Raw genomic sequence first — 26,518 nt, 5'->3', positions numbered from 1 at the left:
GGAAGGGGCCATTGCATCGGCATAGTGCCGGGAGCGCGATTACCCCGACATCGAATTAGAATGACGGATCGACGCTTCGGCGCTATGATGTCGATAGAGGGCGTTTGGGGTCAACCAACCTATTACTAGGAGGTTGCTATGAAACACCAAACACTAGACCAGCTGCATGCAGTTGCCGAAGTCAACACACAGCCGGTAATGAGCCGAACCCAACGTCTCATACGTTGGGCCGAGCTTCTTGAACGTGAGCCCAGCCGGCTCCTGACCGCGCTCGCCGGGACCGAATACCGTGCGCCGGCGGAACGCGATGTCATGCGAGGCGATGGCTCGCCGATAGCGGTTGCCTTCACGGACCCCATATTGCACGACGAGGGTCTGAAAGACGACAGTTATGGCGAAGCCAAGCGCTTCTTCGAGCTGACCGACCACCAACTGCACGAGATCGTCTGCTACTGCCATGTCGGCGAGGTTATGCAATCGTCCAGGGCAGCGCTCTCGGTTCGTGCGGCGATCGGCTGACGCATGTCCACCAGGTGATCGCCTGGTGACGGGTGATTTGGGGCGCGGTCGAACGCGAAGCCGCGACCATTTGGGATCGCGCCCCAACGCGGAACATGTCCGCGACCGCCTGGGTCGCGGCTGAGAATGGCTCGGGCCCTGGCGACTGGACAAAATGCAACGGCGAGGATTGTTTCATCGCGCCGGGCGCGACCGTTTGCCAGCGCCAAAATCAGGGGCTCGAACAGCCGGCGGCAGCTCGGTTACCTACAGCGGATCTGAGTCGTGGTTCGAGCTTCAGCGATGGACCTTTACAACACCTCGTCGCATCGACGGCGAGTGCGGGGTGCATAGGGCGGGATATGACGGTCGCAGTTTTGGATCTCGATGGCTCGCCGGACGGTCTCACGAACCGGCAACGTCAAGAACGGCCTGGGCGAAGGCCTTCGGCGCCTCCTGAGGGAGGTTGTGCCCGACACCTCCCCCGATCTGCCGATGCTCATACTTGCCAGTGAACATCTTGGCGTATGAACTCGGCGCTGGATGCGGCGCGCCGTTGGCGTCGCTCTCCAGTGTGATGGTCGGGACACCGATGGTCGGGGCGGTGGCCAGTTGTTTCTCCATTTCGGCGTACTCGGCCTCGCCTTCGGCCAGACCGAGCCGCCAGCGGTAGTTGTGTACCACGATGTCGACGTGATCAGGGTTGTCGAAGGCCGCCGCGCTGCGCGCATAGGTGGCGTCATCGAATGCCCATTTCGGCGAAGCGAGTTGCCAGATCAGCTTGTTGAAATCGCGCCGGTTTCTCTCGTAGCCAAGACGGCCGCGTTCCGTCGCGAGGTAGAACTGGTACCACCACTCGAACTCGGCCTGCGGCGGCAGGGGCATCTTGCCGGCCTCCTGGCTACCGATCAGGTAGCCACTGACAGCAACCAGCGCCTTGGCGCGCTCGGGCCAGAGCGCGGCGACGATGTCGGCTGTCCGGGCGCCCCAGTCGAAGCCCGCCAAGACCGCAGTTTTGATCTTGAGACTATCCATGAAGGCAGTGAGATCGACGGCGAGCGCCGCGGGCTCGCCGTTGCGAAATGTCCCGGTGGAACGAAAGAGCGTCCCCCCATAGCCGCGCAGATAGGGTACCAGAACGCGATGCCCTGCCGATGCAAGCATCGGTGCAACGTCGACGAAGCTGTGAATGTCGTAAGGCCAGCCATGCAAGAGCACCACCGGCGGGCCATCGGGCGGGCCCGCCTCGGCATACTCGATTTTGAGCACGCCGGCATCGACCTGCTTCAGCGGGCCGAAGGACGCGTCCGGTTGTCCGGTCGCCTGCGCGCCGAACGCGACGGGAATGCCGAACCGCCCGGCAGCGGCAAGAGCGGCCGCGCCGAGCAGCCGGCGGCGCTGACGGTCGACGTTTTCGCCAGCTGTGCTCATGCCTGGCCTCCTGTCCTAGCGGCGCAAGCTCAACGCTGCGCAGGCTTGGCGCAATTATGCGCTTGGTCGAAACGCCACACCAGTCGGAGTTTCGCTGACGCTCTGCCAGGTCCGGCGCAGCCGGGGGCTCGAACTGAACCGTCCTTCGCGAAACCACTCATCGCGAAACCGAGGAGGTTTGGCGCGCTCTTGCATGAACCGAAGAAGGCCGGCGGCGTGAGGTTGAGCCGGTGGTCTATTAGGCGGAGGTAGCAGCAGGCCGTGCGCGCGGCTTAACCAAGAGCCGCCGGATCAGCCCGACTTTTGGAAAAGGACGCCGTTGCCGGAGCAGCGGCGTTCGCCCAGATCTATAGCCGTCTCGGCTGCAGCCCCAAGTGTGGCCGCTGCGCGCTCACCATCCGCCGCCTCATGGACGAGGTGCTCGGCACCACTCATGCGGCATCCTGCAGAGGCTGCGCGCGGCCCTCGCAATCCTGACTCGTCTGCCGCCGGCCGACTTTCTGGTGGTACTGCGCGCAATTTTTGATTAGGACCAGCGAGGTAGGGTGCCAGGGCTCTGTCGCCCCGGCACGACGCCCCGGAGATCTGACTGCGATGTTTGCCCTGATTGCCAGGCCGCTCATCTTTGGGATCGCCCTCCTGTTGGCTGGCCCGGCACAGGCGCAGTCATCGGCGACCGTCCCGCCCGAGAGAGTCAAGCAGCTGTTCGAGCTTCTCGACGATCCGTCAGTGAAGGCCTGGATGGCCGAACAGCGAAATCAGGACGCCGGGTCGACGGCAGCGCCTGCCGGTGCGGAAGCTTCGCCGGCCAACGCATCGTCCGACGCCGTGGCCGCACCCGGCCAGATGAATATGATGGCATCCTCGACGCTCGATCGGATCAAGCATCATATCGAAAGAATCGTGCGAACTTTGCCCTTGTTGCCAGGCCAGTTCGCACGCGTTCGGGCACAGACCATGGAGGATATGTCCAGCAAGGGGCCTGTCGGCGTATTGGTGCTGATCGCGATATTCATCGCTGTCGGCGTGGCGCTCACCTGGGCAACCTACAGGCTCACCCGTCCGTTTCGTCTTTGGATCATCGCGCAGCCGAAGGATACGCCGATCGGGCGGGCCAAGAAGATCGGCGGCCGCACGCTTTATTCCAGCCTGCTGATCGTCTCGTTCGCACTGGGCAGCGCCGGCGCGTTCATGCTGTTCGACTGGCCAATGCTCATCCGCGAGATTGTGCTGACATTTCTGATGGCCGCAGTCGTTACGGCGGGCGTGCGCATGTATCTCGCAGCCATGCTCGTCCCTTCCTTCATGCACGTCGAGAACGCCGTCGAGGTCCGTGCCTTGCCGATCACCAACGAAACGGCTGACCATTGGTTCTATTGGCTACCGCGGATTGTCGGCGTCTTCGCCTTCTTCGCCGCCGCCTTTAACCTCTTGCCGGGTCTCGGTATCGACCAGGACGGAATGATGGTCCTGTCTCTGGGCGCCGATTTCGTGATGCTGTTTCTGTGGCTGCTTGCCATTTGGCGTCGGCCAAGAACACGGCGAGACGACGGACACGGTCACACGGCAGCGACATGGCTATTGACTGCTTATTTCGTCGTTCTGTTCCTGGAACGCATCGCCGGCTTATATACATGGTTCTGGTTTACCTTCGCTGCATTCGTCCTGCCCTTGGCAATCGTGCTGACGCAGCGCGGGGTTAATTTCGTCCTGCGGCCGGGTTCGGAAGATGTTGGCCGGCCGACGATCCCGGCGGTGACGATCGCAGTCATCGATCGCGGTATCCGAATGATATTGATCCTGGCGGCGGCATACCTTCTCGCGCGTGTCTGGGGTCTGGACATGCAATCCATGCGGGACCGCGATACGACGACCATGCTGATATTGAGCGGCTTGATCAATGTCGTGGTCATTGCGCTTGCCGCCGATTTCGGCTGGTCGATCATCAAAGCCTTGATCGAACGAAAGCTGGGCATCCACACACCGCATGCGGTGATCGGCGAGGAGGGCATCCTGACCCTCGATCCGCATCAGGCGCGGCTGCACACGCTGTTGCCGATCATCCAAAACATTCTGCTCGCGGTGATCATCGTGATGGCGGTGCTGATGATGCTCGCCTCAATTGGAATCCAGATCGGCCCGCTGATCGCCGGCGCTGGCGTCGTCGGCGTCGCCGTGGGTTTTGGTGCACAAACCATCGTCAAGGATGTGATCTCAGGTGTGTTTTATCTGCTCGACGATGCTTTTCGTGTCGGGGAATATATTTCATCGGGCAGCTACAGGGGTACGGTGGAGAGCTTTTCGCTGCGCTCGGTTAAGCTGCGCCATCATCGTGGCCCGCTGTTCACGATACCTTTCGGTGAACTCGGGGCAGTCCAGAACCAGAGCCGCGACTGGGTCACCGACAAGTTCAACGTCACCGTTGGCTATGACACCGATATCGAACTCGCGCGCAAGCTGATCAAGCGGATCGGCCTCGAACTGGCGGAAGATCCAGAATTCAAACACTGGGTGATCGAACCGATCAAGATGCAGGGCGTTCAGGAGTTCGGCGAGTACGGCATCGTATTGAGGGTCAAGGTCACAACCAGACCGGGAGGCGCCTTCAGTATGAAAGGCAGATTCTTCCTACGCCTCCGCCAAGCCTTCAAGGAGCAGGGCATCGAACTCCCATTCCCCACCGTCCACATCCAGGGGATGCAGAACCCACATGAGGCAGAGAATGCGCCTTTGGAGATCACACCCGAGCTAAGAATGGCCGTCGCGCAGTCGCATACCAATCGGCGGAGAAAAAAAGCTGGCACAACGGAGTAAGAAAGCTGTGACACCTGTCGGTCACCGCGCGACTTTTCCTTGGGTCATGCAGAGCGATGCCCAAGTATAGGTTGGGCATCGAAACCTCTCTGCTCGATCGCCGACGCGGCGAATTCGTAACCCTACTTGGCGGCCGTCTCGGATGGCGCCTCTGCCGGCCCCGAAGGCTCGGCCTCGGCGCGGGGCTTGCGCCGTGAAAACAGCGACCTGAGCGCGACGTAGAACACCGGCGTCAGGAACAGGCCGACGAAGGTAACGCCGAGCATGCCGGAGAACACCGCGGTGCCGAGCGACTGGCGCATTTCCGCGCCCGGGCCCGTTGCGATCATCAGCGGCACGACGCCGAGGATGAACGAGAAGGCGGTCATCAGGATCGGCCGCAGCCTGAGCCGGCAGGCTTCGACGGCAGCCTCGGCGGCCGACAGGCCGCGTTCCTGCGCCTGCCGCGCGAATTCGACGATCAGGATCGCGTTCTTGGCGGCAAGCCCAATCAGCACGATGAGGCCGATCTGCACGAGGATGTTGTTGTCCAGCCCTCGGAAAGACACGCCGAGCAACGCCGCGAGCACGCCGAGCGGCACCACCAGCACAATGGCGAACGGCAGCACCCAGCTTTCATATTGCGCCGCCAGCGCCAGGAACACGAACAGCACCGACAGTCCGAAGATATAGACGGCGGCATTGCCGGTGTTGTGCTCCTGATAGGCGAGCTCGGTCCATTCATAAGAGGTACCGGCCGGCAGCGTCTTTGCCGTGATCCCTTCCATCAATGCCAGCGCGTCGCCCGTGGAAACGCCGGGCGCGGCGTTGCCCTGCAGCGGCACCGAGACGTACATGTTGTAACGCTGGACCAGCGCCGGGCCGGTGACGTCGCGTATCTCGATCAACGTGCCGAGCGGAACCAGCGCGCCGGTCGCCGAGCGCACTTTCAGTTTCAGGATGTCGGCGCGATCGAGGCGGAACGCCTGGTCGGCCTGCGCCCGCACCTGGTAGACACGCCCGAAAGCGTTGAAGTCGTTGACGTAGGCGGTGCCCAAATTGATCGACAGCGTCTCGAAGATGTTGGGGATCGGCACGTTCAGGATGCGCGCCTTGTCGCGATCGATCGCCAGGAAGAATTGCGGGCTCGACGCGGAGAACGTGGTGAACACGCCCGTAAGCCCCGGAGTCTTGTTGGCCTTGCCGGCGATTTCGTAGGCAAGCGCCAGGATCTGCCGCATGTCGGCGCTGTTGCGCTCCTGGATCTGTAGCTTGAAGCCGCCGGCATTGCCGACGCCGCGGATCGGCGGCGGCGGCAGCGCGATAATGAAGGCTTCCTTGATGCTTTGCAGGCTGCCGAACAGATTGCCGATGACCTGGGTCGCCGACTGGCCGGCTTTCAGTCGCTCGTCAAACGGCTTGAACCTGGCGAAGATCACGCCCTGGTTGCTGGCGTTGGTGAAGGTCGCGCCGGAGAAGCCGGCGAAGGCGACTGCGTAGTCGACGCCTGGCGTTTTCTGGATGATCTGCGATGCCTGCTGGATGACTGCATCGGTCCTCGACAGCGCGGCGCCGTCCGGCAACTGGACGACGACGATCGCATAGCCCTGGTCGAGCGACGGGATGAAACCGCGCGGCACCGCCTGCACCATGTAGACCGTGGCGTAGATGAGGGCTGCGAAAACGGCCAGCATGGCGGCGATCGCTATCCGCGAGCCGACCAGCACGCGGATGATGCTCGAATACCAATGGGCGACCCTGTCGAAGCCGCGATTGAAGCCGTCGGCGAGCGCCCGTCCGAACCGTGCCAGGAAAAAGCGCGGCGGCGCCGCCGCGGCGTGGTGCGGCTTGAACAGCAGTGCGGCCAGCGCGGGCGAAAGAGTCAGCGAATTGAATGCCGAGATCGCCGTCGACACCGCGATGGTGATCGCAAACTGCAGGTAGAACTGCCCGGAAATGCCGGGGACGAAGGCTGTCGGTACGAACACGGCTATCAGCACCAGCGAGATCGCGATGATCGCCGTTCCGACTTCGTTCATGGTCAGGTGCGACGCCGGATTGGGCGCCAGCCCACTGGCGATATTGCGCTCGACATTCTCGACCACGACGATCGCATCGTCGACGACGATGCCGATCGCCAGCACGAGGCCGAACAGCGTCAGCATGTTGAGCGAGAAGCCGGCAGCGTAAAGCACCGCCAGCGTGCCGATCAGCGACACGGGGATCGCCACGATCGGCACGATCGCCATGCGCCACGATTGTAGGAAGACGATGATGACGATGATGACCAGCAGCATCGCCTCGAGGATCGTCTTGTAGACCTCCTGGATCGACTCGGCGACGAACTCGGTCGGATTGTAGACGATGTCGTAGCTCAACCCCTTCGGGAAGTCGCGGGAAAGCTCCTTCATCTTATCCTGGATCTCCGCGGCTGCGGCGAGCGCATTGGTGCCCGGCCGCTGGAAGATGGCGAGTGCCACCGCCGGTTTGCCGTTGAGATAGGAGTTGGTGACGTAATCCTTGGCGCCGAGTTCGATGCGCGCCACGTCCTGCAGCGAGATCAGGCGGCCGTCGTCGGTCGATTTGACGATCACGTATCGGAAGTCGCGTGCGTCGTTGAAGCGGCCTTGCGTGGTGACCGTGTACTGGAACGCCGTGCCGGTGTTGGTGGGCGGCGCGCCGATGGAGCCGCCCGACACCTGGACGTTCTGGTCGCGCAGCGCCTGTACCACATCGCCCGAGGTCATCCCCAGGGCGGACAGTTTTTCCGGATCGAGCCAGATGCGCAGCGAATATTCGCGTTCGCCGAAGATGATGAGGTCGCCGACGCCGTCTAACCTGAGCAGTATGTCGCGCACCCGCGAGCGGGCGTAGTTCGAGACGTAGAGCTGGTCGTAGGTATTGTCGGGCGACAGCATGTGCACGACCATCATCAGGTCGGGCGAGCTCTTGGTGGTGGTGATGCCGAGGCGGCGGACTTCTTCGGGCAGGCGCGGCTCGGCGACCGACACGCGGTTCTGCACCAGCACCTGCGCCTTGTCGAGATCGGTGCCCAGCTTGAAGGTGATGGTCAGTGCCATCGCCCCGTCACCCGACGAATAGGACGACATGTAGAGCATGCCCTCGACGCCGTTGATCTCCTGCTCGATCGGCGTTGCCACCGTCGCTGCAACCGTCTCTGCGTCGGCGCCCGGATACTGCGCGCGAACGACGATGGTCGGCGGCGCGATCTCGGGATATTGCGCGACCGGCAGCTGGGTATAAGCAATCCCGCCAAGGATCAGCAAGACGATCGAAACGACCGATGCGAAGATCGGACGGTCGACGAAGAAATGTGCGAATCTCATTGCTGCAACCCGGCGGTCTCGGCCTTGGGTGGCAACGTCACCATCTCGACCTTCACCTTGGTGCCGGGCCTGGCGTGCATCAGCCCGTTGACGACAATCGTCTCGTCGCCGGTCAGGCCCCCGCGGATCACCCGGTAGCCGTCGAGAAGCGGGCCGGTGCGCACGGGCTTCGCCGACACCGTCCCGGCGTTATCCACCAGGAACACGATGCGGCGATCCTGATCGGCGCCGATCGCCTCGTCGGGCACCAGCACGCCGCTATGCGGCAGCGACCCCGGCACGTTGATGCGCCCGAACATGCCTGGCTGGAGAATGCCGTCGGCGTTGGGAAACCTTGCACGCACCCGCATGGTGCCGGTCGCGTTGTCGATCCGGTTCTCGGCAAAATCGAGCTTGCCTTTGAATACCGCCTCGGCGCGGTCGGCGACGCGAACCACGACGTCGAGCCCGCCAGCGCCTTCCTGCATGCTGCCGCCACGCACCTTCGCGTCGCGGGCGTAGCTGAAATACAGGCGCTCATCGACGTCGAAATAGAAGTCGATCGGATCGCGCGTAACGATGGTCGTCAGCAAGGTGGAATCCGGCTGCACAAGGTTGCCAACCGACACCAGGCGGCGGTCGATGCGGCCGGACAAGGGCGCCTTGATCTCGGTGAATTCCATGTTCAGGCTAGCCGTCGTCAGCGCAGCCGTCGCGCCCTGCATCTGCGCCTGCGCGGAAAGGTATTCCCGCCGGCGGTCGTCGACCGTCGCGGTTGAGATATTGCCGGTCTTGGCGAGTTCGTCTGCGCGATCCAGCTGCATCTTGGAGAATTCGAGCAGACTCTTGGCGACATCCACTTGCGATTTGGCGGCATCATAAGCCGCCTGGTAAGGACGCTGGTCGATGGTGAAGAGCAGGTCGCCCTTGTTGACCAGTGCGCCGTCCTGGAAGCTGACCTTGTCCAGATAGCCGCTGACGCGCGAACGGATGGCGACCTGGTCGACGGCTTCGAAGCGCCCGACGAACTCGTCGTCTTCGACGATTTCACGGACCACCGGCTTGGCCGCCGTCACCACGGGTAGCTGCTGGTTCTGCGCAAACGCAGTGCTGCTGAAAGCCATACCGAGCAGGAATGCCGCCGACACGGCGGCGCGGGCAAGCCAGCCGGCTGATCGACGGGGGCGTCCGCCTGCGTCGCGATGCAATCGCCCATTCTTTGGGGTGTCCATTTGCGTCCTCGCTCGCTGGACCCGGAGGTCGGTTGATCCGCTTCTACGCTCAGGCTTTCTCGTCGAGATCAGAGCACTGCAGTGTTGTGCATGGCAACATGATCATTTTCCATATGGGCTGAAATGTCCATCCTGTGGCTGCCTCGCCACTGGGCTAGGGCTAGTCGCGATTTAAAGGCCGCGCGCCTTTCGTTCGGGCGTTTCGTCGCTGCCATCCCGGCGCCGCTCGGCATCGGCACCAAGGTCTCCGGTCAGCCGGGATCGCGTTACGAGCCGCAGGCAGCCTGACAGGCTCTCGGAATGGTCAGCGCAAGTGCGGTGACGTGTGACCTGTTCACCAAATCCGATCCGACATCCATCCTTACACGGGCTGAGACCGGGGCTGTAGGGCCGCAGGAAGAGCAGCCATGCACCTCTGGCTCGTATGATCTTTTCGGCGGCAAGCCTCTTGTCGGCAGCAAGATTGTCGAGGATGACCACATCGCCCTTTGCCAGCGTTGCCTTCCGCGACCGTTTGTTTTCCGTTGAACGCTGCCAACCCCATGGCCGCGGTTGCGCCGACCCAACCTCTGCGGTGAGCGCTGCCATTCAGCCTGTCTTCAGGTCTTCTCTGCCTGCCTCTAATTCGCCCCGATCTTGACAGAGCAGTGCTGCCATCCGTTTTTGACATTCGCGGACTCTTGTCGAATCGGCGCAACGCTTGCCAGTATCCGCCGGCAGACCTACCAGGTACTGGATATAGTCGTGGTGGACGATGGGTCGACGGACGGATTGGCGTCGATTGTGACGGCTCACGCCGAGGGAGATCAACGCATCTTGTCCTATCTTCGAACTGGGCGCGGGTAAGACGGCGTGGCGCACAGTCCCTTGGTTTCAATCGTGGTTCCTGCGCACAACGCGGAGGCGACGCTAGCGCGCGCACTCGATTGCCTTCTCGATCAGGAAATAGTGGATTGGGAGGCGGTCATCGTCGACGACGCCTCCACGGACCGCACCCCCGCGATCATCGCCGGTTATGTGGAGCACGACGCCCGATTTCGGACGTTGAGGTCTTCCACTTCTAGCGCCGCCGGTGCGCGAAATAGCGGGATTTCCACAGCGCGCGGCCATTGGCTCATGTTTCTGGACGCGGACGATTGGGTGGATGCCAGCTTCCTTGCGAAAATGCTCGCCGCGCTGAAGGCCGCTCCCGATGCAGTGGCCGCCTATTGCGGCTCTCGGCGCGTGATGCCCGATGGCGAACTCACCCCGTCGAGCATCTCAACGGAGGTTGCGATCCAGCCCTTCGAAACATTCGCCCGCCAGTGTGCCATTCGCACTCATGCGCTGCTGGTCGACCGCGAGGCAATTGTCGGGTTGGGCGGTTTCGATGTGTCGCTGCGCACCTGCGAGAACTGGGATCTGTGGCAGCGCCTCGCACACTTGGGCAAACGTTGGGTGATGGTCGACGAGCCGCTCGCTTTCTATCGGGTCAGCCCCAACTCGCTCTCCCGCAATTCGACGCAGATGCTGGCAGATGCGGAAATCGTGATCGCCCGCGGCTTTTCTGCTGATCCCAGGGTTAGCCACCCAGCATCGGGACAGGCCAATGGAGCGATTTCGGCGAATGGCGGCACCGCTTCCGAAGCACTGGCGTGGTTCGCATTGTGGAACGCCGCGTCGGATTGCGGCCGCGGCTCGCGCTCGATCGACCCGCAGGCCCTGCGCGCGCTCCCGGCAGGACGCAAATGGGCGCGTGAGATCGCTGAGGTGGCCATCGACGGCCTTATGGTCGGAAGCCTGTCGGTGCCGGCGCAATTGGCTGCCAGGTGGGGCAGGTTCGGCGGCCCCCTCACCGAGTTGATCATCGAACTCGGCAAGGTCTGGGACAATCCCGCGGCTGGTCGCCGCGTCCAGTATCAGCTTGAGCAAATGCTTCTCGATGCCGACGATCTTGCCGCGCCGCGCAGGCTGGCGCGGACACTCGGAATTCGCGTCGACGTTCGCAATCCGAACGCGATCGAACTCCCGGAAGGCATCGATCGAATCTATGCCTATCTGATGATGGACGGCCAGATCGAGGCTGTCGTGCAGTTTGGCGTGCTCGGGACAGTGACAAGGGATCATTGGATTGAGTTGATCCAGAATGTCGTGCCCGCTGAGCGGCTTGCAGACAGTACGGCAAGGCTTGCAGGACGATCAACTGTGCCGCAAGAGGGCGCTGGTGCCGACACGTCGAACACGTTTGCAGCGGAGGCATTGTTGTTCACAGCCGAACGCCGGTCAGATCCGGACAGTCACTTCGGCAAACTCGCTCAATTGACCGCTGAAGCGCGGGAGCTGGTTCGGTCGAGCGCCGAACCAGAACAGCCTCCTGCAGTGCCGCGCCGAGCACGAGCCGCGGACACGAATGATCGCACGGCGTTCTGGAACAGCTATTTCGCGACCGAGGATCCGTGGAACTACGGCTCGCTCTATGAGCAGGAAAAATATCAGCGGCAGCTCGAAATCCTACCTGCCGGTCCCATCGGACGGGTGCTTGAGCTGGCCTGCGCGGAGGGCCACTTCACGCGGCAGCTGGCGCCGCGCGTAAGCCATCTGACTGCAACCGACATCTCCGCCATAGCCATCGAGCGGGCCCGTGCGCGATGCGGCGATCAGCCTAACATAGAATTTGGCGTACTGGATTTCGCTGCGGACATGCTGCCGGGTGAGATGGATCTGATCGTCTGTTCGGAAGTGCTCTACTATCTGGATGATCTCGCCGATCTGCGGCGCATCACCAAAAAATTCACTGAGGCGTTGGCGCCTGGCGGCAGTTTCATCACCGCACACGCATTCGTGCTACGTGACAATGTTGAAAGGACGGGCTTCGACTGGAACACGTTCGGTGCCCAAGCGATCTCGGAGACGCTGGCGGCGACCGAAGGCCTCGTGCTCGAGCAATCGATCCAGACCGAGCTCTACCGCATAGACCGCTTCCGTCGCCTGTCTCCGGACGATTTGGTGACGGAACCGATGATCGATCATGCGCCAATCCGCGCGCAGATCGAAATCGGGGTCGCGCGAAATATCATCTGGGGCGGGGCGCGGGCTTTGCGCCGCGACGTCGCGCGTAACGAACAGCGGCAGCGTGTCCCTGTCCTCATGTATCACAGCGTCTCGGATGATGGTCCGGCCGCGCTCGCCCGTTTTCGGCTCACACCCGCGGGATTCGGCAGCCAGATGGCATGGCTGCGCGCCAATGGCTTTCACGCGATTAATTCAGAGCAGCTGGAAGGGTGCATCGCCAACCGTCAACCTTTCGTTGGCCGCCCCGTGCTCATCACCTTCGATGACGGCTTCCAGAACTTTGCCGACCATGCGTGGCCGACCTTGCGCGCGAACGACCTGACTGCGGAAGTGTTCCTGGTGACGGACCTAGTGGGTAAAGGTGCACAGTGGGACGCCCACAACGGTCCGCCGACGCAGCTTATGGACGCCGGGACGGTGCGACGCCTCGCCGGCGAAGGTGCTTTCTTCGGAAGCCACATGGCAACGCATCGCGCGATCGATGGTCTGTCGAGTTCTGACCTGGCCGCCGAGCTCCTGCGCTCTCGTATGTTCATCGAACGGTGGACCGGTCGGCCAACCACGGCGTTCACGGCACCCTTCTCTGTCACCGACCGACGGCTTGGGCGGCTGGCCAGGGAGTGCGGCTATCGGATTGGCTTCGGCGCCAGACACGGGCCGGCGGACCTCGATTGCGATCTCATCGACCTTCCGCGCATCGAGATTCGCGGGGATCGCTCGCTCGATGACTTTGTTGCCACTGTCGAGGCCGTGCTCAAGGAGCGGTGAACTTGTCTATTGGGCGACTTGCGACACGGCCGACATCAGCTCCTGCGGGCTTGGCGCCCCAAACATGTATCGCCCACCCTCTGGAACCTCCGTGAAGCTCCAGCGGACGATCCCCTGCCGGTCTAGCAGGAACTGACCGACCAGTTGTCCGTGTCCTGTTGCCATCATCTGCTCGTCGGCCTCGGTCAGTTCGTAAGGGTCCTTCTTGTCAAGGATTTCGCCGGCCGCAAAAGGATCCATTGGACCGGGTAACTCGCCTGGCATGTCGACCCGCATACCCTTTGCCGCTGCCATCGAGACCTTGTACGGCCAGTTTGTTTCGTCTTGGGTGAATTCGAGATTGGGCAGTCCAAAGGCACGATGTGAAGCGCGTTCAGGGTCGGAGGCCGCAAGCAGATTCGGCATCGGGTGGTAGCGGAAATAGAGACGCGCCCGCTCGATCGGCGTGTTGACCACCGTCAGGCTCTCCACGCCCTTTTCGCGCAACGCCGGATCAAGCCGCGCCTGGGCGGCGATATGGCGCCGGCAAAACGCACAATGCAGACCTCGAAACAGCCCGACCAGCACCGGCTTTTGACCGCGAAAGTCGTCAAGCGCGATCTTGCCTTCCTGGGTAATGGCGTCGAGTATCACGTTCGGTGCGCGGTCGCCCGGTTGAAGTGGTACCAAGTCACTAGGCGCGGACATTTCAACCTCCCACCCGGCTAATCGAGAAAAGGCAGCACCACAAGCGCTTCCGGGTCGAGCCCGTGCTGGGCGCATATACCCTGCGCCAAGGAAAAGTAACGTTCGGCCTCGGCCAGATTGTCGAGGTCGAGATTAAGCGTTGCAAGACCATCATAGCACGGAAACAGAAGTTGGGGTTCGCCCGTTTCGCGGGCTACGTCCAGTGCTTCGTGGAACAAGCCGACCGCCAGTTCCGGACGGCCATTGCATTGGTGGATCTGCCCAAGCACGATCAACGGCACCGGCAGGTGCTCGCGCTGGTCGAGCGCCCTGTCGATCTCGATGGCCTTCTCGGCAGCAGGGACGCCCTCCGTTGGGCAGCGATCCGTGAAAGTACAACAAGCGACCGCCAGATTGGCGAGGAGGCGCGCCTGGAAACCCAGATCACCAATATGGCGCGCCACTTCAAGACCGCGCCGGCAGACCTCCATCGCCTTTGCCGGATCGATGGTCGTGTAAAGCACGCCGAGATTGGTGTAGCCGCGGCAGGCCGCGCCGAGCAGACCGGCGGCTTCGGCCAATTCAATGCTACGCTCAACCTGACCCACGGCTTCACGGTTTCGCCCAAGGCGAGCCAGCGCGACAGCCTTGGTATTGAGGGCCTCGGCGGTCACAAGGGTGGCATCGCACCCTGCCTCGGAGGCACGCTCCGTCGACAGAGCGCCGACGCAATCCAGCGCCGCGTCCGCCCATTTTGCCGCGAGAGCGTGATCTCCGCTACGGAACGCCTGTCGGCCACGTTCTTGCCAGAGATGCGCCTGCTCGATCGGGGCATCCGCTCCATCGAGGAGCGCTGCCGCTTCAGCATAGCGGGATTCTGCATTGTCGCGCTTGCCGACGTCCCACAGCAGCCGACCGATCTTGCGCAAAACGCGCGCCGATGCGACCCGATCGGCTGACTCGCGGTATGCCTGCAACACCGTCTCGTAGTGCTGATGCGCGATCTCTCGGCGGCCTGCCGGGCCGCTCAAATCGGCAATGCGCTCTGCAATTGCCAGTTTGAGCGGTGTTTGCCCGGTCGCGCCCAACGCAGTCAGTGCCCGCTCGTAGAAACGAAGAGCGTCGTCGTTGGCGTAGATCATGCGAGCCCGATCGCCCGCCGCCTGCAGGTAGCGCGCGCCCTTCTCCCGCTCGGCGCTCTGTGCGAAATGATGACCGAGCACGGTCAAATCCTCGAGCCGTTCCGGTCTGTCGCCGCACAGCTGCTCCAAGGCAGCACCGACGCGCCCGTGGATGTCGGTCCGGCGTTGGAGGAGCAGATTCTGGTAGATCACGTCCTGCAGCAACGTTTGCGTAAAGCGGTAGCCTTGCGACGAGACCGAGCCTGATCCGGCAACTTCCTCGATGATTTCCGCATCGCAAAGCAGTTCGCAGCCGGCTTCCAGCCGGCCGGGGTCGGCTGTAACGGCTTTCAGAAGTGTGGCATCGAAGCGCGGGCCGATCACCGCGGCTTCCTGGGCCAACCGGCGCACCTCTTGGGGCAGCCGGTCGATGCGGGCAAGCAACATCGCCTGGATCGTGGCGGGGATGCCAGTTGCGGCTTCGCCCGCCACAGTCCGCCATCGCTGGCCCTCGCGCACCAGTACACCTCGATCGATAAGGCCGCGAACGATCTCCTCCAAAAAAAGCGGGTTGCCGCCCGCGCGCTCGAGGATCTGGTCGACAAGCCCTCCTGAGGAGTTTACCCAGCTCTCGCCAAAAAGCGCCGTCAACAGGCTGCGTCCGTCATCGCGGCTGAGCGGTGAAAGCCTGAGCGCTGTGTGACTGACCCGACTTGAGTCGAGCTGGCCGTGGTCCGGCTCCGGACGATGCGTGACCAGCAACATCAACCGCGTGCGCTCCAACCTGTCCATCACGAAACGCAGTGCCTCGAGCGACACGGCGTCGGCCCAATGCAGGTCTTCGACGACAATCAACAGCGGCGACAACGCAAGCCGCCGTTCGATGATTGTGCGGACTGCGTAGAGAATTTGCCGCCGCAGTTGCTCGGGCTCGACATGCTGCAAGGTGGCATCGGGGTCGCCAAGACCGAGCACATGGTAGAGCAAAGGCATCAGCCGCTTTGCCTCCTCGCCCTGCAGGCCGAGATCGGTCAACAAGCCTGCGAGCTTCCCTCGCATCTCGTCCCCATTGTCGTTCTGCATCATCCCGGCAGCGCTGCGCACCACCGCGCCCAAGGCGCCAAATGATCGTTCGCCCAGCGGTGAGCACGTGGCCTGCCGCACGGCGACGTTGCGAAAACGATCCTCGTCGCCGATGCGGGCGACGAACTCCTTCACCAGTCGCGATTTCCCGATACCAGCTTCTCCAACGAGGCGGACAAGTTGGGCCGAGCCGCCGCACGCCTGGTCAAGGCTCGCCAGCATTCTATGCAGCTCCGCATCACGACCTATCATCGGCGCGCTGAGGCCGAGCGCCTCGAGCCCACGTGCCGCACGCGGCGCCGCAAGCGGTGCATCCAGCCGATGAACGAGCACAGTGCCAGCCTTGCCGCGAAGCACGACATCACCCAGCGGTTCGTAAGAGAAGGCATGCCGGGTCAGCCTGTGGGTGAGCTCACCCACCAGCACTTCACCCGGCGCGGCCAGCGATTGCAGGCGTTGCGCCGTATTCACCGTGTCGCCGGTCACTGAATAGGATTTGGCGGTGCCGATGCCCAATCCGCCGGTGACGACCGGACCGGTGTTGATGCCGATGTGGAGCAACAGAGGCGTGCCGGAGTGGGGGGCGTTTTCGCCGAGCCGCGCCGTCCGGGCGATCATGTCGAGAGCGGCGCGAAGCGCACGTTCCGGATCGTCCTCATGCGCGACCGGCGCACCGAACAGAGCGAGCAGTGCATCGCCGATGAATTTGTCGACGAAACCACCAAAGTTTCGCACGGCCGCCGTCAATTCCTTGAACAGGTCGTTCTGCAGCGCTTGCATGACCTCGGGGTCGAGCTGCTCGCTGAGTGTCGTGAAGCCGCAAAGGTCGGCGAACAGGACCGTCACCGTCCGGCGATCGGCGTCCGAGACGGGATACGGTCCATCTTCGCTCTCAATGTTCGCAAGCAGCGACGGCGTTCGAGAAGGCGGCACGATGGTCCGGCTTGGTGTCGGAGCAGGCCGTTCGACAGCTTTTGCAGCCCCACCGACGCTTGCCCCGCATTTCGGACAGAACTCGAAATCAGGTGCGCAGGGGTAGCCGCAATTGGCGCATGGCACGGGCTGGCGCTTGCCGCACCTCGGACAGAAAGCGTATCCGCTCTCAACCTTGAAACCGCAGCCCGAGCAGTCCATCGCCAAGACCTCACTAGCTGCCGTGACGCGTGATCTCGCTACGCACGTCACGGCCAAGGTATTCACAAGGATGAACCGTTAGCCGTCGACCGGCAAGCGGCAGCGCAAATCGGCATCGAGCGATCCGTGGTCCGTGGCAGGGCGCTGCCGATTCGGGCGGCTGCGTCCTTTGCGAAAGTTCCCTCTTACCCCCCGTCTTCCTGCTATTATGGGGACGAGGAGACGGACCGATGAGCGAGAATCGCAAGCTGGCCGCAATCCTGGCTGCGGATGTCGTCGGATACAGCCGGCTCGCGAGCGCGGACGAAGATCGTACCTTGGCGAGGTTGCGGGCCCTGCGCAGCGACCTGATCGATCCGATCATCGCCGTGCACAATGGGCGGGTGATCAAGCGCACCGGGGATGGGGCGCTGGTTGAGTTCCGCAGCGTGGTGGATGCCGTGCGCTGCGCCGTCGAGGTCCAGAACGGCATGGTGGAGCGCAATGCCGGCGTACCGCAGGACCGCCGCATCGAGTTCAGGATCGGTATCCATCTGGGGGATGTCGTTGAAGAAAGCGACGGCGACCTGATGGGCGACGGCGTCAACATCGCTTCGCGTTTGGAGGGCGTCGCGGCGCCCGGCGCCATCTGCCTGTCCGAGGATGCCTATCGCCAGGTCAAGGCGAGGCTCGACCTCTCGGTCAGCGATCTCGGCAGCACGCAGCTCAAGAACATCGCCGAGCCGATCAGGGTCTATTCGCTGCAAGTCGGCAGTGCCGGGACCAAGGCGGCCGCGACCTCGGAAACCGCGGGCCGGCCGGCGACGGCAGCGCCGCCGAAGCTGTCGATCGCCGTGCTGCCATTCGCCAACATGAGCGGTGACGCCGAACAGGACTACTTCGCCGACGGCATCTCCGAGGACATCATCACCGCGCTGTCCAAACTGTCGCAGCTCTTCGTCATCGCGCGCAATTCCTCGTTCACCTTCAAGGGCCAGAACGTCCAGGTGCAGGAGGTGGGCACGAAGCTCGGCGTGCGGCATGTACTTGAGGGCAGCGTACGCAAGTCGGGGAACAGGGTGCGCATCACCGCGCAGCTGATCGATGCAATTTCGGGCGGCCATCTTTGGGCGGAGCGGTTCGATCGCGAGTTGACCGACATATTCGCCGTGCAGGACGACGTGACACAGCAGATCGTCGGTGCGCTGGCGCTCAATCTGACCGAGGGTGACCGTCAGCGGCTGGCGCCCGAGCACCCGCGCAACGCGGAGGCGTATGACTGTTTCCTGCGGGGCCGGGAGTTGTGGCACCGGCTGACGAAGGAGACCAACGTCGCAGCCCGCGACGTCTTGCAACGTGCCATCGACCTGGACCCGAACTTTGCCTCTGCCCACGCTTTCCTCGCCCTCACGTACGTACTCGATTACCTGAACAGGTGGAGTGCCTCGCCGCCGGAATCGATGGCGCAAGCGGAAGAGGTCGCAACGCGAGCGGTAGCGCTGGATGACAGTGATCCCTGGGCGCACTGGGCGCTGGCTATAGCCAAGCTGTACACACGACGGCACGATGGGGCCATCGACGAGGCCGAGCGCGCGATCGTCCTCAATCCGAACTTCGCGGAAGGGCACGTCATCCTCGGCGAGGCGCTGTACTATTCGGGCAGGCCCGAGGAGGCACTCGAGAGTTTCGCCCGGGCGAAGACCTTGAATCCATACTTTCCAGATGTGCTTCTGCATTTCCAGGCTTTGGCGGCGTTCCAACTGGGAAGGTACGAAGAGGCCGTTGACCTCTTGCTGCAACGGCTGGCTCGCAACGCCGTCACGGACGTCTCGCGCGCGCTTCTGGCCGCCTGCTACGGCCATCTCGGCCGTTTCGCCGAGGCCCGCGCGGCATGGCAGGAGGTGCTTCGCCTCAATCCCGACTATTCGCTGGAATACCGTCGCAAGGTCTTGCCCTACAAGAACCCTGCCGATTTCGAACTCGTGGTGGACGGGCTCCGCAAGGCCGGTGTCGTGCAATGAAGGCCATGTCAGGTCGCCTTGATCCCCTCCTGGCCGATCTTGCGCCATCGGGCGTTTTCGCGAACCAGTTTCAGGTCGTCGGTCGTCTCGGCAAATGTCCGCAATCGGTATTGCCGGAGCAGGTCTGGGAAGAGCGCTCCTTCCGGCAGGCCTGCAAGCTGCTCGCGGACCGAGATCTTTTCATCGATGACGCGCATGCCCCAGGCATTTTCCCGAACCTGCAGCTCCGCAGCCAGATCGCGCTCTTCCGGCGCGTTTTCGTCTAGCGCAGCCAGCAGGATCGAGTGGAAAAGCGCTACATAGCCAATCTGCCTCAGGCCGCCCGCAACCCGCACGCGCGGCAATATGGCAAGGACGAGGAACGTCAGGAACAAGTTCGGCAGCAGCACGCCGTCCAGCAGCGCCTGCTTGAGATGCGACCGCTCGAACGGGACGGAAAAACCATGCGGCCTGTCAGGCTCGATCAGGTGCCCGTTATCGAGGACGAGCTTGCGCACGCGCTCCTCGCGGATGCCCCAGAAATAGGCCGTGGTATTGGGCAGGAATCGGCCAAATGGGCTCGATGCGGCGTCTTGCAAGGCATGTTCGAGACGCTGGCGTCTTGCGGGCTCAATAAGCAGCCTGGAAAGAAGGCTGCCGTCATATTCCAGATGCCGCGCCACGGCAGAAGCGGCGAGCCGATCATCGATGAAAACCGGCAGGGCCATGCCGGAACGATCCCAATCAGCGACCAGGTCCTCGTTGAGGGCTGTCAGCGCATCGGCGGCGGTTCCAAACACCTTGTCCTGGCTGGCAAGCAGCGTGCCCAGCCAGCGGCTGGCATCCGTTTCGTCGCCCACCGCTTGGAGCGCGCGCTTGTTGAGGGTGACGGGACCGGCCACGCAGGCGCTTTTGCGGCAGAGCTTGTGGCGCCCCATGCCGAACAGGTTGACCTTGTCGTCGCCCACATCGAGCCATCCCGGCCCCTCCCGGCCAATTGTCTCCATGGTCATCGTCGTTCCCATGAAGCCGAAGAAGGCCGACAGCCCGTTTTCGACCGCGCCCAGCCAAGCGAGTAGGAGGGCATCGAAGGTGATCCGGTCCATCAGTAGCAGGCAGTGCAGGCCGGACTGAATCACTGGTCTGTGCTCGAACTCTTCGAGGGCCTTGCCGATCTCTTCAGGCTGCATGATCGCGCCAAGGCGCTGATGCAGGACTTCGCGTAGGATCGAGCGGGCAGCGATCGCCGGGCCCGATGCAGGCCTTGCCACCGGCCGCCACAGATGGCGGGCGTAGTCGGAAACCGGTGCATTCCAGTTCTGCTCGATGTCACGCACGACTTCCGGGCAGAGCAGCGACAGCACAGCCAGAATTTCCGCCGGAGGCGTAGGGGTTGGGTCAGAGACGGCGGTCATTGGTCCCGTCTAGCCGCTTGCGGTGCAAACGCCAAGGGAGACCAGACTTGCTGGATGCGGCCAAACAGCGGATCTCAGAACCGCAGGCGGGCCATGCTCAGGAGGTCGTGGTACTGCCCGTCGGTAAATCCGGCCTTCACATGCCGGCCTTCGACCTCGAAGCCATGGCTTGTGTAGAGACGGATGGCCGGTTCGTTGTCGGCATAGGCGGTCAATTCGACCCGCTTCAGGGCGCGCCAGTTGTCGGCCACGTCAAGCAGCGCGCCAAGTATGGCGGAGCCGATGCCCTTGCCGACAAAGGCATCGTCAAGGCCGATATTGATCTCGCCGATATGCGAACGGCGCGGCGAACCCTGCACGACCAGGCTGCCATGGCCGACGACCTTGCCGTCCAACTCGGCAACGATCCAGGTGGTTTCCTGGCCGGACTTGGCAATGCGCCGCTCGACCTCCTCCACCCTTTCAAAAGGCATTCTGAGCGTGCCCCAGCGGAAGCCCGGCATGTTGAAGATAGCGCAAAGCGCCTCCGCATCGCTTGGCCGGACGGACCGGATCTGCGGCTGGATTTTCTCGGGGGATGGCGAGGTGGTGCTGGTCATAGCGTTCCGGTGAAGGCGATCGGTCCCACGATGCACCGGACCTCAGCTGAAAATCCAGCCGTCTCTGCACCCTATGATGCCAATTGCAAGCTAAAATGCCGAGAGGCGGCGTAGAGTTTGAAGATGCCGCTGATGCCGATCCAGCCGAAAAGGGCGAGCCAGCACAGTGTCCCGGTCGCCGTCCAGTCGATCCGGTGCACCGCGGCGTCGGTGATGACGAGGCCAAGGATGGCAAGCAGGCCAACCAGAAACTGCGCCAGGCCGAGCACCAGCAGTTCCTCGCGCGGCGCGTTTTTCCAGATGAGATATACGCCGCCAGCGCCGGCGAGGAAGATGGCGCTGTAGACCTGGGCGTGGAAGGGATCGACCGGCCATGGCCAGGTGCTGCTGACCATCAGGGGAAATATCAGCATGCCGAGGCCATAGAGCCCAAGGATCGCCGTTTCCGCCAACATGTAGCCGCGCCATGCGGGATTCAGGGTTACGCCTTTTGCCGAAGGACGGGCCCTGGCCCGCCACAGGAACAGCCCGGATACCGCGGCCGAGGCAAGATAGACCAGGAACCAGAGCCAGGTCGCTTTTCGCTCGAAGTTGAAATAGCCGAGATTGGTCAACGAAACCGCCGACACGATGACGGTGAATATGAAGGCCATGACGAGCACCAGCCTGCCGGGCGACCAGCGATTCCAGAACAAGAGCGCCGCCATCACGACCATTTCGGCGGTGTAGAAGCCGCCGAGGAAGCGGGCACTGAATGGCGTAACGGGCCAGGGCCAGCGCGGCTTGACCAGTGCCGGCGCGAAAAACAGGCCGGCGCCCACGATCAGGACGATGATGACCCCAGCGGAGAAAATGCGCAGGGCTGCTGGAAATGGTGGGTTGTCGTATGTCGGCACGGGAGAAAGCCCCAAGGCTGAATGCCCCATGCACCATCATAGTGCCGCTTGCGGCCGGTGAAAATCCGCCGAATGGAACTGAACTGTCACCAGGCTTATCTATTCGAATGGCCGTACGGTCCGTTTCGAAGTAAAATGCAGCACCCGGACCAAGAAGCGGTCCGGTCAACACGCCTCGGGAGGCGCATTTTCCGGAGCCTGCAGGATGAACGAAGCTCAGGATCTGTTCTCGCTTCTGCGGCAATCGACCGATGTCGATTCACAGGCAATCGACGCGATCAAGCGAACCATCGCGGAGGGCGAAGACCGCGAACTTTGCCGCATCAATGCGCCGGCCTTCGCCAGCAAGCATGGCCTCGACGAGGAACGCACCATAAGCGCCTTTCTCCATGCGGCGCGGGTGGGCATCTTCGACATTTCCTGGAATGTTCTGTGCCCCGGCTGCGGCGGCGTGCTTGACACCAACGCCACGCTGAAAACCCTGCAGAAGGACGAATACACCTGCGCGCTGTGCGCCGAGGGCTATTCGCCGACCCTCGACGAGATGGTCGAGGTGACATTCACCGTCAGTCCCCGCATGCGCAGAATTGCCGCCCACAATCCACATGAACTGCCGTTGATGGAATATTTCCGCCAGATCTATTGGGCGTCCGGCGTCGATCTGCCGGATGAGGATTTCGTGAAAAAGATGGAAGCGTTCTCGCTGGCGGATATCGAGCTTGCGCCCGGTGAAAAGGCGGTTCTGCCCATACAGCTTCCGTCCGAATTCATCATCGTCTTTGAGCCGGTCACCCATTCAGCGCAGTTCATCGACGTGAAGGGCGAACCAACAAAGGAGCGCCGAAGCCTGTCTTTGGTCTTCGACCGCGACCATGTCCAGAACCAGACGCTGGAGATGCAACCCGGCCCGTTGCGCATTTCGCTGGAAAACAGGACCGACACCCGCGTGCTTCCGGCAGTCTTCATCGCCGGCCAGGCATTGCATGATATCCTGGGCAAACGCCGGCCCTTCCTCACCGCCAAGCGCCTGCTCACCAACCAGACGTTCCGCGATCTCTATCGCACGGATACGCTCGACATCAACCAGCGCCTGAAGATCACCAGCCTGACCTTCCTGTTTACCGACCTGCGCGGATCGACCGCGCTTTACGAGCGGGTGGGCGACCTTTCGGCCTTCGACCTCGTACGCGCGCATTTCCAGGTTCTGCACGAGATCGTCGCGGCGGAGGCAGGCGCGGTGGTGAAGACGATCGGTGATGCGGTGATGGCGACCTTCGCGACGCCTGATCGCGCGATTGCTGCCGCCCTCAGGATGCGCGATGCCATGCGTGCGCTCAACGACAAGAGCGGGCGCGAGGATCTGCTGCTCAAGATCGGAGTCCATGCCGGCCCCTGCATCGCCGTGTCGATGAACGAGCGACAGGACTATTTCGGCCAGACGGTCAACATTGCTTCGCGGGTCCAGAACCTTGCAAACGCACAGGCGATCTTCGCCACTCGTGCGGTGGTCGACGATAATCTCACCGCCGATCTGTTGCACAGGAACGCGCTGACGCCCGTGCCCCATGAGGTTTCGCTGCGCGGCATTGAGCGCGAGATAGCAGTCTACACGATCCCCTGAAGACTTGGCCCTTGAAGTTTTGGGTCGTCTCAGCCCCTCACACGCGCCTGCAGATAAAGTAACGATCGGCGGGCACCGAAGGCGGCGTCGGGAGGCGTTGCAACTGCGGGTGATCGAGCGGCGTGCCGCTGACCGCGATGCCGCCGACGCGAAGCAGGCGCGCGGTCAGATCGGGAAGCCAGGTAGAGGTCACTGCATCGCAATCTTCATAGCCGGTGCCGATGTCGGCATGAACAAGAGCAGCGTCGATGCCAATGAACCTGCTCGCCGTCTCGCGTATTTCGCCGAGCACGAGGTTTTCAGCTTCGGGAATTGAGCTGGAATGTGCGGCAAGTGCGCGGTCGAACGCCACGATACGGCGTCCGGGCAGGCGCTCGCGCAGATGGTGGAACGTCCGGCCATTGCCGAGGCCGAGCTCGAGCACGGGGCCCTCAATGTTCGCCACCTCCGCGCAAACTAGATCGAGAATATCGCGCTGTGCGGTCATCCTGCGGATGAAACTCTCGAGGCGACTCATATGCGTTTGTGTGTCCTGAACCAGCCCAAGAGATCTGCAATGCCCGCGACGAGAACGGATCGCGGGTGGAACCCGAGGGCGACGTGTTAACCCCGATCAAGCCTCGCCGCATATAGAGGCGAACGATGAACACCGCAATAACCGAACAGGCTGCCGACAAGGGTCATACCGGGTGGAGTCGGCGGCCCGGCGCGCGGCGGCATAGCGAAGTCACTTGTAGGGGTCTGCGGCGTCCCGCAAGCCGTCGCCGAGGAAGTTGAACGCCATGATGACGAGAATGACGGGGAGCATCGGCAGAAGCAGCCATGGATAGAAAGCGATGACGCTGACGCTGCGTGCCTCGGTGAGCAGGATGCCCCAGCTGGTTGTCGGCGCCCTCAGGCCGAGCCCGAGGAAGCTCAGCGCCGTCTCGCCCAGGATCATGCCGGGTATGGCGATCGTCGCGGTCGCGATCAGATGCGACATGAAGCCGGGAATGAGGTGCCGCCCGATGATGCGGCTGCTGCTGGCGCCCATCAATTGCGCGGCCAGAACGTAATCCTCCTCGCGCAAAGCTAGAAGCTTTGAACGCACGGCCCGCGCCAGTCCGGTCCAGTGGAGCAGCCCGAGGATGACGGTGATGCCGAAATAGATCAGGATCGGACTCCAGGTTATCGGCATGATCGCCGCCAGAGCCAGCCATAGCGGAATGCTGGGGATCGATTGCAGAACTTCGATTATTCGTTGAACGATCAGGTCGAAGATACCGCCGTGATAGCCGGCCAGTCCGCCGATGACAATGCCGAGCAGGAAGCTGAAACTGATGCCGACGAGGCCGATTGTCAGTGAAATGCGTGCGCCAAAGATGATGCGCGAGAGCACATCGCGCCCCAGCCTGTCAGTGCCGGCCAGAAAGAGCTGGCCGTTTTCGGCAGGGCAGAAAAGATGCCTGTTACCTTCGATAAGCCCCCAGAACCGGTAAGTGTCGCCCTTGCAGAAGAAACGAATCCGCTGAACATCATCCTGATTCTCGATGTAGTTCCGCTTGAGCGTGTCCATATCCAGCGTCATCTGGCGGCCATAGACGAACGGCCCGACGAACTGGCCGTTGTGGAACAGGCGCACCCGCTGCGGCGGCGAATAGATGTAGTCCATGTTGCGCGTGTGCAGATTGTAGGGCGCTAGGAACTCGCAGATCAGTATCCCGAAATAAAGCGCTGCCAGGAATATGCCGGATACCACGGCAAGCCGGTGCCTTCGGAATTTCCACCACATCAGCCGCAACTGCGACGCCTGGAAGACCTTCGATTGCTCCGGCGTCATCGCCTCGACCGACTGCAGGTCAAAGGGCGCGATGGAAACGTAGTGTTGCAGTGGAGCACCCGGAGCGGGCAGCGGCGAAGGCGTGTTCATTTGGTGCTGCCGCCCTGCAAACGAATTCGTGGATCAAGCAGCGCCAGCGCCAGGTCGGAGATCAGGACACCGATGACCGTCAGGAAGGCGAGGAACATTAGGAACGACCCTGCCAGATACATGTCCTGGCTTTGCAGTGCCCTGATCAGCATCGGCCCGGTCGTTTCCAAAGACAGCACGATCGCCGTGATTTCGGCGCCGGAGATGATGGCCGGCAGGATGGAGCCGATGTCGGAAATGAAGAAATTGAGCGCCATGCGCAGCGGATATTTGACCAGCGTCTTGAAGGGATGAAGGCCTTTGGCGCGCGCGGTCACGACGTATTGCTTGTGTAGCTCATCGAGCAGATTGGCGCGCAGCCGCCGGATCATGCTTGCCGTCCCTCCGGCGCCGATGATCAAGACCGGGATCCAGAGATGGGCGAGGATCGACTTTGCCTTGGCCCAGCTCATCGGCTCGCCGAGATATTGCGGGTCCATGAGATGGCCGATGGACGTGCCGAACCAGATATTGGCGAAATACATCAGGATCAGCGCCAGCATGAAGTTCGGAATGGCAAGGCCGAGAAGGCCGAAGAAAGTCAGGCCGTAGTCGCCCCAGCTGTATTGATGCGTGGCGGAGTACATGCCGATCGGAAAGGCGATGAGCCAGGTGAAGATGATCGTGACGAAGGAAACCAGCACGGTCAGCCACATTCGGTCCCCGACGACGTCGCGAACCGGCAGCTGATATTCGAAGGAATAGCCGAAATCGCCGTGCAGCATCCCGCCGACCCAGTAGAAGTAGCGAATGATCGGCGGCTTGTCGAAACCATATTCCTTGCGCATCATCTCGATGCGATCCGAATCCACCGCCTCGCCCTGAGCCCGAAGCTCGGCGACATAGCTGTCGAAATAGTCGCCCGGGGGAAGTTCGATGATCGTGAACACCAGCGCCGATATGATCAGCAGCGTTGGAACCATCACGGCTATGCGCCAGACAATATATCGAAACACG

The 26,518-nt window shown here is 62.4% G+C and carries 18 protein-coding genes; 6 read left to right on the top strand and 12 right to left on the bottom strand.

Going from position 1 to position 26,518, the window contains the following annotated elements:
* The first annotated feature begins 138 nt into the window (after nucleotides 1-138).
* Nucleotides 139-519, top strand: a complete 381-nt coding sequence (locus MAFF_RS13925) for a hypothetical protein (RefSeq protein ID WP_010911561.1) — start codon at nucleotides 139-141, stop codon at nucleotides 517-519.
* A gap of 384 nt (nucleotides 520-903) precedes the next feature.
* On the opposite strand, the gene MAFF_RS13920 is transcribed toward MAFF_RS13925, so the two are convergent.
* Entirely contained in the window at nucleotides 904-1,929 is a 1,026-nt protein-coding gene (locus MAFF_RS13920) for an alpha/beta fold hydrolase (RefSeq protein WP_010911560.1), read from the bottom strand.
* A gap of 594 nt (nucleotides 1,930-2,523) precedes the next feature.
* Between MAFF_RS13920 and MAFF_RS13915 the strand changes: the two genes are divergently transcribed.
* Nucleotides 2,524-4,743, top strand: a complete 2,220-nt coding sequence (locus tag MAFF_RS13915; RefSeq protein ID WP_010911559.1) for a mechanosensitive ion channel family protein — start codon at nucleotides 2,524-2,526, stop codon at nucleotides 4,741-4,743.
* Nucleotides 4,744-4,865: 122 nt separating this feature from the next.
* On the opposite strand, the gene MAFF_RS13910 is transcribed toward MAFF_RS13915, so the two are convergent.
* From MAFF_RS13910 to MAFF_RS39105, 3 genes are all read right to left on the bottom strand, one after another.
* Nucleotides 4,866-8,069 (bottom strand): efflux RND transporter permease subunit, encoded by a 3,204-nt coding sequence (locus MAFF_RS13910; protein WP_010911558.1) that lies wholly within the window; start codon nucleotides 8,067-8,069, stop codon nucleotides 4,866-4,868.
* Entirely contained in the window at nucleotides 8,066-9,172 is a 1,107-nt protein-coding gene (locus MAFF_RS13905; RefSeq protein ID WP_044548330.1) for an efflux RND transporter periplasmic adaptor subunit, read from the bottom strand. The genes MAFF_RS13910 and MAFF_RS13905 overlap by 4 nt, the downstream gene beginning before the upstream one ends.
* A 279-nt stretch (nucleotides 9,173-9,451) precedes the next feature.
* Entirely contained in the window at nucleotides 9,452-9,868 is a 417-nt protein-coding gene (locus MAFF_RS39105) for a hypothetical protein (RefSeq protein ID WP_010911555.1), read from the bottom strand.
* Nucleotides 9,869-9,916: 48 nt separating this feature from the next.
* On the opposite strand from MAFF_RS39105, the gene MAFF_RS41175 reads away from it, so the two are divergent.
* Both MAFF_RS41175 and MAFF_RS13900 read left to right on the top strand, forming a co-directional pair.
* Nucleotides 9,917-10,126 carry a glycosyltransferase gene (locus MAFF_RS41175; RefSeq protein ID WP_341872722.1) on the top strand — a complete coding sequence of 70 codons (210 nt, stop codon included), beginning with the start codon at nucleotides 9,917-9,919 and terminating at the stop codon, nucleotides 10,124-10,126.
* Between the two features lie 6 nt (nucleotides 10,127-10,132).
* Nucleotides 10,133-13,099 (top strand): trifunctional glycosyltransferase/class I SAM-dependent methyltransferase/polysaccharide deacetylase, encoded by a 2,967-nt coding sequence (locus tag MAFF_RS13900; protein ID WP_010911554.1) that lies wholly within the window; start codon nucleotides 10,133-10,135, stop codon nucleotides 13,097-13,099.
* A gap of 6 nt (nucleotides 13,100-13,105) precedes the next feature.
* Here MAFF_RS13900 and MAFF_RS13895 read toward each other — a convergent pair whose 3' ends face one another.
* Together MAFF_RS13895 and MAFF_RS13890 are read right to left on the bottom strand one after the other, a co-directional pair.
* On the bottom strand, nucleotides 13,106-13,786 hold the full coding sequence (locus MAFF_RS13895) for a peroxiredoxin-like family protein (RefSeq protein WP_044548329.1): 681 nt from the start codon (nucleotides 13,784-13,786) through the stop codon (nucleotides 13,106-13,108).
* A gap of 17 nt (nucleotides 13,787-13,803) precedes the next feature.
* A complete protein-coding gene (locus MAFF_RS13890; RefSeq protein WP_044548328.1) occupies nucleotides 13,804-17,103 on the bottom strand; it encodes an adenylate/guanylate cyclase domain-containing protein in 3,300 nt (1,099 codons plus the stop codon).
* 230 nt (nucleotides 17,104-17,333) lie between these two features.
* Here MAFF_RS13890 and MAFF_RS13885 point away from each other — a divergent pair, with 230 nt between their 5' ends.
* Nucleotides 17,334-19,103 (top strand): adenylate/guanylate cyclase domain-containing protein, encoded by a 1,770-nt coding sequence (locus MAFF_RS13885; protein ID WP_010911551.1) that lies wholly within the window; start codon nucleotides 17,334-17,336, stop codon nucleotides 19,101-19,103.
* An 8-nt stretch (nucleotides 19,104-19,111) separates the two neighbouring features.
* On the opposite strand, the gene MAFF_RS13880 is transcribed toward MAFF_RS13885, so the two are convergent.
* From MAFF_RS13880 to MAFF_RS13870, 3 genes are all read right to left on the bottom strand, one after another.
* Nucleotides 19,112-20,272: a hypothetical protein gene (locus tag MAFF_RS13880; protein WP_244420785.1), complete on the bottom strand. Its 1,161-nt coding sequence runs from the start codon at nucleotides 20,270-20,272 to the stop codon at nucleotides 19,112-19,114.
* Nucleotides 20,273-20,571: 299 nt separating this feature from the next.
* Complete coding sequence (locus tag MAFF_RS13875) at nucleotides 20,572-21,096, bottom strand: GNAT family N-acetyltransferase (RefSeq protein ID WP_010911549.1); 525 nt, start codon at nucleotides 21,094-21,096, stop codon at nucleotides 20,572-20,574.
* A gap of 71 nt (nucleotides 21,097-21,167) precedes the next feature.
* The gene (locus MAFF_RS13870; RefSeq protein ID WP_044548327.1) at nucleotides 21,168-21,992 is read right to left on the bottom strand and encodes a hypothetical protein; all 825 of its coding nucleotides are present in this window, start codon (nucleotides 21,990-21,992) and stop codon (nucleotides 21,168-21,170) included.
* 205 nt (nucleotides 21,993-22,197) lie between these two features.
* Between MAFF_RS13870 and MAFF_RS13865 the strand changes: the two genes are divergently transcribed.
* Nucleotides 22,198-23,613 (top strand): adenylate/guanylate cyclase domain-containing protein, encoded by a 1,416-nt coding sequence (locus MAFF_RS13865; RefSeq protein ID WP_010911547.1) that lies wholly within the window; start codon nucleotides 22,198-22,200, stop codon nucleotides 23,611-23,613.
* A gap of 37 nt (nucleotides 23,614-23,650) precedes the next feature.
* Here MAFF_RS13865 and MAFF_RS13860 read toward each other — a convergent pair whose 3' ends face one another.
* From MAFF_RS13860 to MAFF_RS13850, 3 genes are all read right to left on the bottom strand, one after another.
* The gene (locus MAFF_RS13860; RefSeq protein ID WP_010911546.1) at nucleotides 23,651-24,130 is read right to left on the bottom strand and encodes a class I SAM-dependent methyltransferase; all 480 of its coding nucleotides are present in this window, start codon (nucleotides 24,128-24,130) and stop codon (nucleotides 23,651-23,653) included.
* 210 nt (nucleotides 24,131-24,340) lie between these two features.
* Nucleotides 24,341-25,522, bottom strand: a complete 1,182-nt coding sequence (locus MAFF_RS13855) for an ABC transporter permease (protein WP_032931708.1) — start codon at nucleotides 25,520-25,522, stop codon at nucleotides 24,341-24,343.
* A complete protein-coding gene (locus MAFF_RS13850) occupies nucleotides 25,519-26,517 on the bottom strand; it encodes an ABC transporter permease (protein ID WP_010911544.1) in 999 nt (332 codons plus the stop codon). The genes MAFF_RS13855 and MAFF_RS13850 overlap by 4 nt, the downstream gene beginning before the upstream one ends.
* Nucleotide 26,518: the final 1 nt, after the last annotated feature.

This window comes from Mesorhizobium japonicum MAFF 303099 (assembly GCF_000009625.1).
In the GTDB taxonomy this organism is placed as follows: domain Bacteria; phylum Pseudomonadota; class Alphaproteobacteria; order Rhizobiales; family Rhizobiaceae; genus Mesorhizobium; species Mesorhizobium japonicum.
This window is presented reverse-complemented; position numbering and strand designations above follow the sequence as displayed.